Source organism: Afipia massiliensis, from assembly GCF_001006325.2.
Taxonomy (GTDB): domain Bacteria; phylum Pseudomonadota; class Alphaproteobacteria; order Rhizobiales; family Xanthobacteraceae; genus Afipia; species Afipia massiliensis_A.
In genome coordinates, this window is sequence record NZ_LBIA02000001.1 from 2984524 (window position 1) to 2997666 (window position 13143).

Annotated in this window: 17 protein-coding genes and 1 pseudogene; 7 read left to right on the plus strand and 11 right to left on the minus strand. The window is 61.4% G+C overall.

Features of this window, described 5'->3' with window-relative positions:
- Positions 1 to 398 precede the first annotated feature (398 nt).
- Positions 399 to 1358 (plus strand): hypothetical protein, encoded by a 960-nt coding sequence (locus tag YH63_RS14215; protein WP_046827033.1) that lies wholly within the window; start codon positions 399 to 401, stop codon positions 1356 to 1358.
- Positions 1359 to 1387: 29 nt separating this feature from the next.
- On the opposite strand, the gene YH63_RS14220 is transcribed toward YH63_RS14215, so the two are convergent.
- Positions 1388 to 1864 carry a hypothetical protein gene (locus YH63_RS14220; RefSeq protein ID WP_046827032.1) on the minus strand — a complete coding sequence of 159 codons (477 nt, stop codon included), beginning with the start codon at positions 1862 to 1864 and terminating at the stop codon, positions 1388 to 1390.
- A gap of 237 nt (positions 1865 to 2101) precedes the next feature.
- Complete coding sequence (locus YH63_RS14225) at positions 2102 to 2677, minus strand: hypothetical protein (RefSeq protein ID WP_046827031.1); 576 nt, start codon at positions 2675 to 2677, stop codon at positions 2102 to 2104.
- A 178-nt stretch (positions 2678 to 2855) separates the two neighbouring features.
- Here YH63_RS14225 and YH63_RS14230 point away from each other — a divergent pair, with 178 nt between their 5' ends.
- Together YH63_RS14230 and YH63_RS14235 are read left to right on the plus strand one after the other, a co-directional pair.
- Positions 2856 to 4508, plus strand: a complete 1653-nt coding sequence (locus YH63_RS14230) for a fumarate hydratase (RefSeq protein ID WP_046827030.1) — start codon at positions 2856 to 2858, stop codon at positions 4506 to 4508.
- A 12-nt stretch (positions 4509 to 4520) separates the two neighbouring features.
- Positions 4521 to 4844, plus strand: a complete 324-nt coding sequence (locus YH63_RS14235; protein WP_046827029.1) for a hypothetical protein — start codon at positions 4521 to 4523, stop codon at positions 4842 to 4844.
- Between the two features lie 6 nt (positions 4845 to 4850).
- Here YH63_RS14235 and YH63_RS14240 read toward each other — a convergent pair whose 3' ends face one another.
- Positions 4851 to 5432, minus strand: coding sequence for a TetR/AcrR family transcriptional regulator (locus YH63_RS14240; RefSeq protein ID WP_046827028.1), 582 nt, complete (start codon positions 5430 to 5432; stop codon positions 4851 to 4853).
- Between the two features lie 83 nt (positions 5433 to 5515).
- Here YH63_RS14240 and YH63_RS14245 point away from each other — a divergent pair, with 83 nt between their 5' ends.
- A complete protein-coding gene (locus tag YH63_RS14245) occupies positions 5516 to 6856 on the plus strand; it encodes a carotenoid oxygenase family protein (protein ID WP_046827027.1) in 1341 nt (446 codons plus the stop codon).
- Between the two features lie 194 nt (positions 6857 to 7050).
- Here YH63_RS14245 and YH63_RS14250 read toward each other — a convergent pair whose 3' ends face one another.
- Complete coding sequence (locus YH63_RS14250) at positions 7051 to 7347, minus strand: hypothetical protein (protein WP_046827026.1); 297 nt, start codon at positions 7345 to 7347, stop codon at positions 7051 to 7053.
- 194 nt (positions 7348 to 7541) lie between these two features.
- Here YH63_RS14250 and YH63_RS14255 point away from each other — a divergent pair, with 194 nt between their 5' ends.
- Positions 7542 to 8144 (plus strand): cysteine hydrolase family protein, encoded by a 603-nt coding sequence (locus YH63_RS14255; protein ID WP_046827025.1) that lies wholly within the window; start codon positions 7542 to 7544, stop codon positions 8142 to 8144.
- Positions 8145 to 8163: 19 nt separating this feature from the next.
- On the opposite strand, the gene YH63_RS14260 is transcribed toward YH63_RS14255, so the two are convergent.
- From YH63_RS14260 to YH63_RS14270, 3 genes are read right to left on the minus strand one after another with little or no spacing between them, the layout of a single operon-like run.
- Entirely contained in the window at positions 8164 to 8673 is a 510-nt protein-coding gene (locus tag YH63_RS14260) for a septation protein IspZ (protein ID WP_046827024.1), read from the minus strand.
- A gap of 3 nt (positions 8674 to 8676) precedes the next feature.
- The gene (locus YH63_RS14265) at positions 8677 to 9048 is read right to left on the minus strand and encodes a hypothetical protein (protein ID WP_046827023.1); all 372 of its coding nucleotides are present in this window, start codon (positions 9046 to 9048) and stop codon (positions 8677 to 8679) included.
- Positions 8969 to 9655, minus strand: coding sequence for a hypothetical protein (locus tag YH63_RS14270; RefSeq protein ID WP_246658058.1), 687 nt, complete (start codon positions 9653 to 9655; stop codon positions 8969 to 8971). The genes YH63_RS14265 and YH63_RS14270 overlap by 80 nt, the downstream gene beginning before the upstream one ends.
- A gap of 110 nt (positions 9656 to 9765) precedes the next feature.
- Here YH63_RS14270 and YH63_RS14275 point away from each other — a divergent pair, with 110 nt between their 5' ends.
- Complete coding sequence (locus YH63_RS14275; RefSeq protein ID WP_046827022.1) at positions 9766 to 10494, plus strand: TetR/AcrR family transcriptional regulator; 729 nt, start codon at positions 9766 to 9768, stop codon at positions 10492 to 10494.
- Between the two features lie 22 nt (positions 10495 to 10516).
- On the opposite strand, the gene YH63_RS14280 is transcribed toward YH63_RS14275, so the two are convergent.
- On the minus strand, positions 10517 to 11167 hold the full coding sequence (locus YH63_RS14280; RefSeq protein ID WP_046827021.1) for a hypothetical protein: 651 nt from the start codon (positions 11165 to 11167) through the stop codon (positions 10517 to 10519).
- A 185-nt stretch (positions 11168 to 11352) separates the two neighbouring features.
- On the opposite strand from YH63_RS14280, the gene YH63_RS14285 reads away from it, so the two are divergent.
- Positions 11353 to 12048: an SET domain-containing protein gene (locus tag YH63_RS14285; protein WP_046827020.1), complete on the plus strand. Its 696-nt coding sequence runs from the start codon at positions 11353 to 11355 to the stop codon at positions 12046 to 12048.
- Between the two features lie 43 nt (positions 12049 to 12091).
- Here the strand turns inward: YH63_RS14285 and YH63_RS14290 are convergent.
- From YH63_RS14290 to YH63_RS14295, 3 genes and pseudogenes are all read right to left on the minus strand, one after another.
- Positions 12092 to 12537: pseudogene (locus YH63_RS14290) on the minus strand (DMT family transporter).
- A 56-nt stretch (positions 12538 to 12593) separates the two neighbouring features.
- Positions 12594 to 12770, minus strand: coding sequence for a hypothetical protein (locus YH63_RS21645; RefSeq protein WP_170978694.1), 177 nt, complete (start codon positions 12768 to 12770; stop codon positions 12594 to 12596).
- A gap of 123 nt (positions 12771 to 12893) precedes the next feature.
- Positions 12894 to 13097 (minus strand): hypothetical protein, encoded by a 204-nt coding sequence (locus YH63_RS14295; protein ID WP_046827019.1) that lies wholly within the window; start codon positions 13095 to 13097, stop codon positions 12894 to 12896.
- Between the last annotated feature and the right edge of the window lie 46 nt (positions 13098 to 13143).

The window sequence follows — 13143 nt, forward strand, 5'->3', positions numbered from 1 at the left end:
CGGAGGCGAAAAGAGCAGACCGGATTTCGCAGGACCACACGACTTGGGCCGGCGCGGAGTTACGCGTTCATGCCAAGCGTTACCGCTTCGCAATCCCGCGCACAGCGTGGTCCGTCTTGCGTCCGCTTCGGATGACTCACGCGCCCTTTGTACAAGGAACGCGCCCTGCCACCCTCGCTCGCGCCTGACGCTGCCGCGCCACCGCATCCCGCCCCGCGTATCGTGACGATCGCGAGCCGCCCCTCAATGGTGAGGCGGGACATGCCGAACATAAGAGAGGTTTGAAGCGCGGGGATTTGTATCCCCATCACGAAATGTTGCAGGTGTTCCAATGAACGCTTGTTGCATCGGATAGGCTCACGGTACCCTAAGTGTGTCGCGTCTTAAAGAATCTAGGGATGAAAGCGCTAATCGTCGGAGCGGGAGCTACGAGAGAGGAGTCCCTGCGTTCGGGGACTTCGTCCGGCTTTGAATTTCCGCTCGTTTCTAATTTTGCTGAGGTGATGTGGAGGGAATACCGGCCCCATCCCTTTTTACGTCCTTTCCTTTCATCGAAAGGGGTCATTGTTGAGGATTCTGGGCGCGATGATTTGCAGCGATTCTTGGAACTAGAAAAATCAGGCCAAGCCAACGTTGAGCAGTTCTTTGAGTTTTGCTGGCACAATCGCAACCAGTTCAATGATCACCCTAGCGCATGGCACGATCTGTTGCATTTTGGGTTCTTGTTGCCGATTACTACGGCGATGATTACTCAGTTCTTTGAGAACGGAGTAGGGTGGCGGCCCCTTCGCGCAGGCACGCTAGTAAGCGCCTTCTTGGATGCCGGAGATTTAGTAATCAATCTAAACTATGACACCGTTTTTGAGATGGCTGTCTCGGCTGCGGGAAAATCGATCTCATATCTTCCAAACCTTAGTTTGAAAGACGTAATGGTCGCAAAGCCTCATGGTTCTGTGAACCTTTTGGTGAACGAAAAAGAACATTCCTTCCGGTTTGGCGAACCGGAAATTCATGGAACAGCGGTGCCAACATCAGATGATAGTTTGGCGGCAAGCATTCTTCCGCCTCGTCTAAACAAACAATACTCGGAGCATCCAATTGCTAGGACGATTATTGAAGCAACGAGAAGTTTGACGCCTAACGAAACAATATTCTGGGGGATCGGCTTTACGCAAAGCGATCTAGATTTGAATTCTCTTTATCGTCGGCTCGCGATAACGAGTGATTTCATCACGGTGATAAATCCCGACAAAACTGCCGCTGAACTGGCCTTCGCGATAGTTGGAAGGCCGATCATGCACTTTGCAAACCTAGATACGTGGCTAGCTAGCCGCGGGTTAAAAACGTCACAAATCTAGAAGATCATATAGGTTCATTGGCCTGTCTCTCACACACCCTTTTCGCGCGACACCGTGATCCGCACGCCGGTCTTGGCGACGGTGCAGTGGATGTCGAGCTTGCGGTAGCGTGAGTCGATATTGTAGCCGCGCACGATGTTGGTGCGGCTGACGCAGCGCCTGGTGCCCTTGACCGCGTCGGGCTTCGGGATGGTGAACACCAGCGCCGCCGCGGTGCCGAGGAATTCGTAGTAGGCCTCCGTGGGCTTCCTCTTGTCGGTGGCGGCGAATACTTCGTTGCTGCGGTTGCGGCTCGAACAGCCGAGCGACGCCTGCGTCACGGCGGGATGCTCGAGATAGATCACGCCGGCCACCGTCTTGCCGATCTTGAGGTCCGGGATCTGCTTGACGAGATCCTTGGCAAGATCGTCGCAGCGGTCGGCGCGGGCAGGGGTGCTGCCGAGCGCCGCGACCGTCATCGCAAGGACCGCAGCGAAAGCTGGAAATCTGAGAATGCGTTTTGTCATGGTTTCCCCCGCGCCATTGAAGCGTGCGGGCGGGGTGAGTGCAAGGGGAGCAGATCTCTCCGCCGGTCGTCCCCGCGAAGGCGGGGACCCATACTCCCTGACCTTGCGTTTTGCGATGCGGACTTTGACGTCCGCCTGAACAGACCCGATGGTGGTTATGGGTCCCCGCCTTCGCGGGGACGACACCGCGGAATGATGCGCCTTCTTTCCTGTATTCCTCATCCGAAGGGCCGGGGATCAAAACCCGTAAATCATCACGCCGATCGCGAACCCCACAATCAGGACGACATTGAACAGCGTCGGGACGGCGACAAGGAACGTCGCGCGGCCGAGGTGTTCGTTGTGCGCAGCATAGGCGATGGCGCAGGCGGCGATCAGCGGAAAGGCGATGACCTTCGCGATGGTTTCCACGGCGCTGAACGCGCTTTTGAACTCAAGCCCGTGCGCCACCACTGACGGCATATCGCTGAGCCACGACATGATGATGATGGTGCCGAGCGCGATGATCGCATGGCGCACGTAGCCGAGGGATGCGAACGCGATGGCGGCGACGGCAAGCACCGGATGCGCCGCGAGATGCGCCTTGACCAGGCCGCTGCCGATGCCGGAGCCGATATGCGACATGTCGCCGAACAGGACCGGCGCGTCGAAAAAGCCGAACCAGGCTTCAACGAGGGCGAGGATAATGAGCACGCTGCGCAGGCCCATCATCTGAAGTTCGGGCTTGGGCGGCATGGGATCGGCAGGCACAGGAGTGGCAGCCACAGGAGTCGCAGCTTCGGGATCGGCTCCGGTCGGCAACGTGGTGTTCATGGCCCTGTTCCCTGGCTCATCCCCGGCTGGCGCACAGCCGCCCTGCAAGGGGCCTAGACGGCTTTTGGCCATCTTCCCTTTGTCGGAAAAGCGATTAGAACGGTTCAAACCAGTGCCTTGCGATGGCCGGACCATTGAAATTCCGGCGCTTTTCGCTCTTCAACCTGCGAGATCCTTGATGAACGCCCCGATCCCTGTGCCCACGCCCAAAGCCGTCCCGCCCTACAAGCACACCCCGCTGTTTCCGCTGGGCGCGGACAAGACGCCGTATCGCAAGATTACCAGCGATGGCGTCCGCGTCGAGAGCGTGATGGGCAAGGACATGCTGGTGGTGACCCGTGAGGCGCTGCGCGCGCTGTCGGAAGCCGCCTTCGGGGACATCAACCACTACCTGCGGCCGGGCCATCTGGCGCAGCTCCGCAAGATCCTCGACGACCCCGAGGCCAGCGACAACGACAAGTTCGTCGCGTTCGATTTTCTGAAGAACGCCAACATCGCCGCCGGCGGTGTGCTGCCGATGTGTCAGGACACCGGCACCGCGATCATCATGGGCAAGAAGGGCGCGCGCGTCATCACCGAGGGTGACGATGAAGCCGCTTTGAGCGAGGGCGCGCGCGATGCGTATCTGCGCCGCAACCTGCGCTATTCGCAGGTCGCGCCGCTTTCCATGTTCGAGGAGAAGAACACCGCCAACAACATGCCGGCGCAGTGCGAAATCTACGCCGAGGGCGATGACGCGTACAAGTTCATGTTCATGGCAAAAGGTGGAGGCTCGGCCAACAAGAGCTTCCTGTTTCAGGGCACGCCGTCTCTGCTGACCAAGGATCGCCTGCACGCGTTCCTGAAGGAGAAGGTGCTGACGCTCGGCACCGCTGCGTGTCCGCCGTATCACCTCGCCATCGTCATCGGCGGCACCTCCGCTGAACTCTGCATGAAGACGGTGAAACTCGCCTCCGCGCGCTATCTCGACGAACTGCCGACGCAGGGCTCTGCGGACGGCAATGCCTTCCGCGATCTGGAGATGGAGCAAGAGATTCTGAAGATGACGCAGTCGCTCGGCGTCGGCGCGCAGTTCGGCGGCAAGTATTTCTGCCACGATGTGCGCGTGATCCGCTTGCCGCGTCACGGTGCGTCGCTGCCGATCGGTCTCGGCGTGTCGTGCTCGGCGGATCGTCAGGTGCTGGGCAAGATCACCAGGGACGGCGTGTATCTGGAAGAGCTGGAGCATAACCCCGCGCAGTATCTGCCTGCGGTGGAAGCGACGCTCGGCGGCGAGGTGGTGCAGATCGATCTCAACCAGCCGATGAAGGATATTCTGAGCACGCTGTCGCAGTATCCGACCAAGACGCGGCTGTCGCTCACCGGCACGATGATCGTGGCGCGCGACTCCGCGCATTCGAAGCTGCGCGAGCGCCTGGAGAAGGGCGAGCCGCTGCCGGATTACTTCAAGAACCATCCGATCTACTACGCTGGTCCTGCCAAGACGCCGGAAGGCTACGCGTCCGGTTCGTTCGGCCCCACCACGGCAGGGCGCATGGATTCGTTCGTCGATCAGTTCCAGGCGGCGGGCGGCTCGATGGTGATGCTGGCGAAGGGCAACCGCTCGGCGCAGGTGCGCGACGCCTGCAAGAAGTACGGCGGGTTTTATCTGGGCTCGATCGGCGGCTCGGCGGCGAACCTCGCCGAGCATTGCATCAAGAAGGTCGAGGTCATCGAGTATCCTGAGCTGGGCATGGAAGCGATCTGGCGCATCGAGGTCGAGAACTTCCCGGCCTTCATCATCATGGATGACAAGGGCAACGACTTCTTCAAGGAGCTCAATCTCGGCTAGGAGCCATCCGGAATGCGCCGCGCGATCTGGTTCGCCGTCATTTTGGTGCCGATGCTGATGTGCGGCGGTGTCAGCGCCGCCATGGCGGACTGCCGTGAGGATCACGACGCGGCGGACCAGAACGTGCGCCGGACGCGAGCGGGCATCGAGAAACTGGCGGACGGCACGGATGCTGCGAAGTGCGCAGCCTATCGCCGCTACACCGCGGCGCTGGGTGTGCAGCGAAGCGTGATCGAACGCTGCGACAGTGGCTCCAATCGCGCGCAGAATGTCAGCGCGATCGACACCGGCATCGCCGAGTACAACAAGCGGGCTGAGGTGATCTGCAGAAAGTAAAACGCGCTACTTCTGCGGCGCGATGCCCTTGAACGACAGCCGCAGCGCCGCCGCCACGCGCGGGTCGTTCTTCTTCCACATGCCGTCGCTGATGAGGGATGCGATGCCGTGTGCGACGGCCCAGGCCAGCGCGAGTGCATCCGGATCGGCAGGCTTGCCGGGATCGGTCTGAAGTTCGGTAACCGCAAAGCGTAACTGCGCGAACGCGCTGGGGATGCCGTCCTTTTGCGTCTGGTCGTCCGATCCGAAGCGGCTGAAGGCGAGACGGAACAGCCGTGGCTCGGCAGCAGCGAAATCGATATAGGCCATCGCCGAGGCGTGCAGGCGTTCCTTGCCTTTGAGCCCCGAGGTCGCCTTTTGCGAGCGATGGGCGAGCAGCGCCAGCGCCTCGGCAGCGACCGCCGCCAGCAACTGGTCCTTGTCAGCGAAGTGTTTGTAAGCGGCGCCTGATGTCACGCCGGCATCGCGTGCGGCTTCGCGCAGGCTGAAGCTCTCCGCGCCGCCTTTGCGAACACGCTCCAGCGCCAGCGCCACCAGCGCGCTGCGCAGGTCGCCGTGGTGATAACTCTCTTTTTTGGCAGTCCTCATGTAACCGCTGTTTACATTGCGGTGGCGTGGCCGTAAAGTATGCACTGTTCACTTCAAGCCATAAAAGTCGGGAGGATATTGCAATGAGTCAGTTGGACACCACCGCCGAGAGCGAGCCGTTCTGGGAGAAGGGCAATCTCGCGCCGGTCCACGAAGAGGTGACCGCGTTCGATCTGCCGGTTGAGGGCGCGATACCGCCCGAACTGAACGGGCTGTACGCCCGCAACGGCGCCAATCCGCGTGAAGGTCACAGCGGCCACTGGTTTCTCGGCGACGGCATGCTGCATGGGGTGTCGCTGAAGGACGGCCGCGCGGAGTGGTACCGCAATCGCTGGGTCCGCACTCCGCGTTTCAACGGCGCGCCGCGGAAACCGGGCATGCCCGACATTCGCTCCGGCGTTGCCAACACCAACGTCATGGCCCATGCCGGAAAGATCATGGCGCTGGTCGAGAGCGCGCTGCCTGTGGTGATGAACCGCGAACTCGAGACGATCGGGTCCTACGACTACGATGGCAAGCTCGACACGCCGTTCACCGCGCATCCGAAGATTTGCCCGACCACGGGCGAACTGCACTTCTTCGGCTACGGCTTTCAGCCGCCGTTTCTGACCTATCATGCGGCCGATGCCAACGGCACGCTCTTGCGCAGTGTCCCGGTGCCGACGCGTGCGCCGACCATGGTGCATGATTTCGCGATGACATCGCAGCACGTCATTTTCATGGATCTGCCGGTGGTGTTCGACATGCCGGCGGCGCAGCGCGGCACCATGCCGTTTGCCTGGAGCGACAGCTACGGCGCGCGGCTTGGAATCCTGAAGCGCGGCGCGGGCATCGAGTCATTGCGCTGGGTCGAGATCGAGCCGTGTTATGTTTTCCACGTCGCCAACGCGTTCGAGGAGTCTGACGGCACCATTGTGATCGATGTCGCCTGGTACAACGAGCTGTGGCGCGGTGGGCCGTCATCAAAGACGTTCGACAAGGCGGTGCTGCGGCGCTGGCGCATTGCGCCGGGTGCGGCCAGGGCGCAGGAGCAGACGCTGGATGACAGGTCGATCGAGTTTCCGCGCGTCAACGACGACCGCGCCGGGATGCGTCACGACATCGTCTACACGGTCGATGCCGGAGATGAGAACCTCGCGACCAGCTCGTACAGCTCGCTGCGCAAATACGACCTGAAGACCGGCCAGAGCACGCAGCACACGTTCGACAAGGGCATGGCGAGCGAATTCGTTCACGTGCCGGGTGCGGGCGGCAAGGGCGAAGACGATGGCTGGCTGATCGGATTCGTCTACGATCGCGCTCGAGGTGCAAGCGACCTGATGATCCTCGACGCCCAGCGGATGGGTGCAAAGCCCGTCGCGCGCATCATGCTTCCAGCCCGGGTGCCGCAGGGCTTCCACGGCAACTGGATGCCGGGTGTCTAGTTTGATCCGCGCCTCCCTGCGGAACTGAGGCGAGGCGCTTCAACATCCTCAGTCGTCATGGCCGGGCTTGACCCGGCCATCCACGTCTTGTTGTGCGCTGTAGTAAGACGTGGATCACCGGGACAAGCCCGGTGATGACGATTGAGTTTGTCGATCGTTAAGCAGCTCAACTCGGGTCTGCTTTTGGACGTGTCTTACGCCCGCGTTCCCTTGAACGGGAAGCTGCCCATCGGGCCAATGCTGACATCGCCGGAAATGGAATCGCCGTCGACCTTGCCGCTGAAGGCCAGCGTCAGAGGCATCGGATTGGTGATCGAGGTTTTCCACGCAACGTCGTTGCCGTTCACGGTGCCGTCAACGATGTCCGCTTCGTTGCCGTCCGCCGCCTGTTTGCCGATCAGCGTGCTGCCGTCGGCTTTCAGCGTCAGCGTCGCGTCGCGATCGCCCAGCGGTGTGCTCAAGGTGATATTCCAGTTTCCATCGACTGCCATTGTTGTCCCCCTTTGCTGTGCTGCACAGCCTGAATTGGTCTTGGCGCAGCACACGCTGCCGCCGATATAGCGTATTTTTCCGACGCGATCCCGATTTTTTGTCGGAGCCATTTGTCATACGACAGACAAATTTTGTGCCGGAACTCCCGGGCGCGATGACCGTTGCCCTGAGCGTTTCTGGGAGGAGGCGGGCGATGGGAGAGCTGGCGCGGGAGGTGCCGTCACACGCCGTCCATCTCTGCGTCGACATGCAGCGGATGTTCTCCCGCGACGGTCCGTGGCCGACCCCCTGGATGGAACGCGTGCTTCCCAACACCGTTGCGCTGGCCGGTCATGCGCCAGAGAAAACTATTTTCACGCGCTTCATCACGCCGCACCGCGCGTCAGACCTGCCCGGCACCTGGGCGCGCTATTACGAGAAGTGGCAGAACGTGACACGCGAGAGGCTGGATCCGTGCCTGCTGGATCTGATGCCGGAGCTGCAGCAGTTCGTCCCGCCGGCGGGCGTGCTCGACAAGATGGTCTATTCGGCATTCGCCAATGGCCGGCTGCATGCCGAACTGCGCGCGCGGCAATGCGACACGCTGGTCGTGAGCGGCTCGGAAACCGATGTCTGCGTGCTGTCGTCTGTGATGGCGGCGGTCGATCACGGCTATCGCGTGATCCTGGCCGCCGATGCCGTTTGCAGTTCATCCGATGAGAGTCACGATGCGCTGACGGACCTTTATCGGCGACGCTTCGATATCCAGATCGAGATCGCCGATACCGGCCAGATCATCGGAGAGTGGCGCAGGTGATCGTGGATTCGCGCTTGCTTCAGGTAGCCGTTGCCGCCGCGGCGCGCAGCTTCCGTGCGATGGCGACGCGCAGGATGATCCAGGTGATGCCGAATGCGACGATCTTGGCGCCGACGGCGATCATGGCGACGGCGATCACGCCCAGCCCCAGCGCGAATATGAATGCGGCCCAGATATAGCCGGCAATGGTGGCGATGTGGGGAACGGTTTCGCGTACCATCGGCGGCGAGTAACGCAGCATCCAGTCCTTGCGCAGCATGATCGTGCCGATAGCGAAATGGCCAATCGCGGGCTTGAGCAGAACGAAACGGGGGTCCTTGGTCAGCAGCGTCGCGCCGCCGAGCCCGAGGCTCGCCCACGTCATGATGTCCAGCTTCTCTTGCCCGATCCGCGAGCGGATGAACTGGACGACAGCACCCGCGATGGCGACGCCGGTCGCGATCAGGATGTCGCCGGTCGCGGCATAGACCGCGAGAAAGACGATGGTCGAAAAGAAGTCCGCGAAAAGCTTGCGAAGGGCTCCGGCCATGTATCACACGCCGCCGGGCGCGGGTGCGGGCGCCTTTGGCGTTTGTCGGAACGGGACCGCGAGGCGTCGCACCTTATCCGCAGGCGTGCAGGCACAGTTGGCGACCGAGCCCGTAACGTCCGTCTCTGACGCCAGCGAAGCGCTTGCATCGTCACCCCTCAGCGAGATCCCGGTGAGGGTGAGGACAATTGCGAGGCTCGCCCACATCGCGACGCTCGGCTTCGCGCTGGTGGTTCGCCCGAATACGAATTGGACGACGACGATGGCGGTGCCGGCAATCGCCGCCAGCAGGACATCACCGACAACAATGAAGGCCGCGAAAAACACGGCGGTCGAGAGGAAACCGAGAAGGATCTTGAGGGCAGTGCGGGCCATTGAAGGCTCCTTGAGGCTGAAACGATTGCGCTGTTGTCGGGATCAGGCAGCGGCCGTGTTGGCGCTGGCCGCGACCGCGAACGTGCTTCGGGTACCATTGCGTGAAGTAGGAGGCGCTGTTGCGGACGGCGAAGGCGATGGCGGCGCAAACCCACAACGGCATGCTGGGCAGATAGATCGCGACGATGTCGGCGACGAGCATCAGAACGAAAGCGGCGCTCCAGACCCAGGTGAGGATGTAGTTGGTGCGCAGGAAGCGCGGCTGCTTGAGCGTTTCGGCATCGACCATCTCCCGCGCGTATTGCAACGTGAAGGGCAGGCGGATCGCGATCGAACCCAGCGCAATAGCCAGCACGCCGCCATCGACGGCGAGGCGGACGGAGGTCGGGTGCATCTCGGTCGCGGCGATCAGGTGGTATCCGGCCAGCGATGCGAAAATAATGAGGGCGCCGGTGGTCAGCATCTTGATCGAGCGGCCGCCGACCATATCTCGGCACACCAGGCCGAAGGCGATCACCGCGCTGGCTGCGAGGCTGATCTTGACCGTGGTCAACATCATCAGCGAGGCGAAGGTGGCGAACGGGGCAATGATCAGAAAGAGGGCCATGGCTGCCTGCCGGAAAATATCTTGACGATGTAAAGATGCATTTAGTCGCCTCCGGAAGGTCCGTCAAGGAAAATCTTGACACCGTCAACATGCATACCTAAATTGCATGCATGGGTGCTCGGAACGCAACAGGGCGGGAGAAACTCCCCGGAACTGCAACGGCGCGAAAAAAAACGCTGCCCAAGCGCCTGTCTGCGAAAAAAATCTCTCCATCTGCGGCCAAATCCGTACACAAACCTGATCGCGACCAGCCCTATCATCACGGCGATTTGCACGAGGCCCTGCTTCAGGCGGCCAAGCGGGTCGCCGAGCGCGACGGGTTCAATGGACTGACCCTGCGGGCGGTGGCGCGGGAGGCGGGCGTGTCGCACGCCGCGCCGGCCCATCACTTCGGCGACGTCACTGGACTGCTCAGCGAACTGGCAGCGATCGGGTTTCAACAATTTTCCGCGGCGCTGGGCGCGGCCACTTGCGCCGCTGCATCGACCGAGGCCGCCGAACTGGGCAGGGCCAATGCCTATGTCGCTTTCGCGTGCGACAACCCCTGCATGTTTCAGTTGATGTTCCGCGCCGAGCGGCTGGATCACAGCAGGCCGGTCCTGCAAGAAGCGTCCAAGGCCGCCTTTACCAACCTGGCCAGCATTGTCGGCGCCCGCCGCCATGAAGAGATTGCGCTTGATCATCTGACGCTGCCGCAAGCCGCCGACGTCGCGCGAATCTGGTCGTTGGTCCATGGCTTCGCCATGCTGTATCTGGATGGCCGGCTTCAATACATTCTGGATGCCGCGCCGGGCATCACCGAGGAGATGCTGCTGGCTGCGATGCTCAAGTCGCATTGAGCTGCGGCCGCAGGTGCTGAAGCTACCTCGGCTGCGCCAGTTCCACCGCCCGGCCGCTTGTCCCGACCACCTTCACCCTGTCGGTTCCGCATTTGAAATCACGCGCGATCGTGTCCGCGGCCTCGCGGGCTAGATCATTCGGATTGGCATTGGCCTTCACGTCGATGTAGGCGACGTGACAGACGGCATTTTCAGAGTTCGTGCTGCCGGGCTGCAGCCGCGTCACCACGAGAAGCTGCTTCGCGATTGGACGGCCGTCCTTCCCCTCATCCTCGATATCGGCCAGATGCCAGCGCTGGATCATCGCGAACGGCGGCTTGTCCTTGGCAGCCCGGCGCCATTCAATGGTCGGCGTTGTTGAACTGAACGGCCCGAACCAGGCTTTTGCCGCAGGTTCGCTGGAAGCTCCCTTCGCATTCCGCCCGATCGAGACGGTCTCGCGCAGGTCGCCCTCACTCACCACGACCACAAGCCCCGCAGGGCCGGGACAGACCCGCGTTCCGCCGTCGTCATCGGCGCTGCCGCCGTTGAGCTTTCGGCAGTCCTTGTCGGCGGCTGAGGTGTAGCTGCTGATATTTTGGGCGGTTTGCCCGGACGCAGGACCCATGAGGCCCGCGTACACGCAGGCCAGCAGCAGGGATGTCATCGCAATGGTTCGGTCGTCGCCCGGCATGATCTGGAACCCGTTTTGAAAGGCTGTGTTGTCACACGGATGGTCTCTTTGGTCGTATCAGGCGTGTGGATCGTTCACGCCGCGCATGCGAAAAACGTGTCATCAAGCACGGAATCGCATTAGAAGCACTGTCAGCGCGCTTTATGTGTCCTCGTTCAGTCTCCTCGTTAGTTTTGCAGTGAGCCATGCCCGAAATCTCGTCCAGCAAGCCCTATCGCATCGGCCGGTCCAAGACCGGGCTCGGTCTCTTCGCCACCCAGAAGATCAAGAAGGGCAGCAAGATCATCCGCTATTTCGGGCCGATGCTCGATTCGAAGAACAAGAAGCACGACGACATCGACAACAAGTACCTGTTCGAAATCAACAATCGCTGGACCATCGACGGCTCGGTGCGCAAGAACATCGCCCGCTACATCAACCACGCCTGCCGCCCGAATGCCGAGTCCGACGTCAGTTCGCGCAAGCGCAAGGTCGTGATCCGCGCCATCAAGACCATCGAGCCGGGCGAGGAAATCAACTACGATTACGGCACCGACTACTTCAAGATTTTCCTCAAGCCCATCGGCTGCAAGTGCGATCACTGCGAGAAGAAGCGGGCGAAAAAGCGCGCCGAGGCCCGCGCTGAAAAGCTGCGGCTGAAGCTGAAGGCCGAGAAGAAGGCTGCCAAAAAGGCGGATAAGCAGGCGGCCAAGGACGCTCGCAAAAAGAAGGCGGTCGCCAAGGTTACGACGTCGCAGGCGGCAAAGCGGAACACGCTCGGCGGCGTCAAGGCCAACGCGCATGCGCGGGGCACGGGCAAACCGACCAAGACCAAGGCGGCACGGACGAAGCCGCTTGGGCGCGTACAGCCAAAAAGCCCGGCTCGAGCGAAACGCGCCTGACGAATCTAAGAACCTCAGACCCGGCGGCGACTGATTTCTTCAATCAGCGCCGAATGAGTACCACGCCCGCGATCAGGAGCGCCGCGCCGAGAAGGCGCGACAAATCGATCGAGCGTTGCGCAAGGCCAAGCCAGCCGAAGTGGTCGAAGGTGATCGATGCGATCATCTGACCGGCGATCAGAATCGAAATGAACGTGGCCGCGCCAAGGAGCGGGACCAGATAGATCGCCAGGCCGATGAAGATTGCGCCAAAGAGATCGCCGCTCCATGCCCACCGGGGATGCGGCTCACGACGCTGGCCGACGGAATCGGGTCGCGCAACGCAATCGCCAGCAAGGCCATGCAGAGAACACCGACAAAATAGCTCACGAAGCCGGACCACGCGGCCGAGTCGAGTGCGGTCCGCAGGTTTGCGTTCAGGGCCTGCTGAATGACAATGCTGATGCCCGCCGCGAAGGCGAGCGCGATGGGGAAGGCGACGTTGAGCATTTTTCTGCCTCGGTTCAATTCCCGTGGAACACGCGAGCGCGATCTAGTGTCCCACACTAGAGGCCTTTGAACATGTTGCCGGCCAGCAGCAGCAGATAGCTGATCCCCAGCGTCGCGAATCCGTGACCGCTGATGAACGGGATTTTGACGCGCGCATAAACGGTAAGCGCCGCCAGGATCGCGAGGATGATTGAGACGAGGAAAATCGGAAAAGATGGCGCGCTGAGATTCATGGCAAGTCCCCGGACTGAATGCACCGCACGATTGCGGTGAGGGGACTGAAGCCCGCCCGCGGCACTCCCGGCAAGGGCATGGCCGCTTGAGGCTGTGGATGAATACCGCGCCGGCTCGATCCGCTATTCGGCGATGACGGCTTCGACCGCCTTGATGGTCTGCTGAACGGCCGCGATTTCCTGAATCAGGGCCTTGGAGATCGAAGGCGCTCCCGAGCCCATCTGCATCACCAGTTCGCGGCGCCGTTCGCGCAGCAGGACGAGCGGCAGGCGGTGATCAAACGTGTCTTCGGTGGTCATTCCAAATTCCGCTTCAATAACCGACATATTCGGCTCCCATGGCGACACGACCAAGTTAGCCGATTTGAATTAA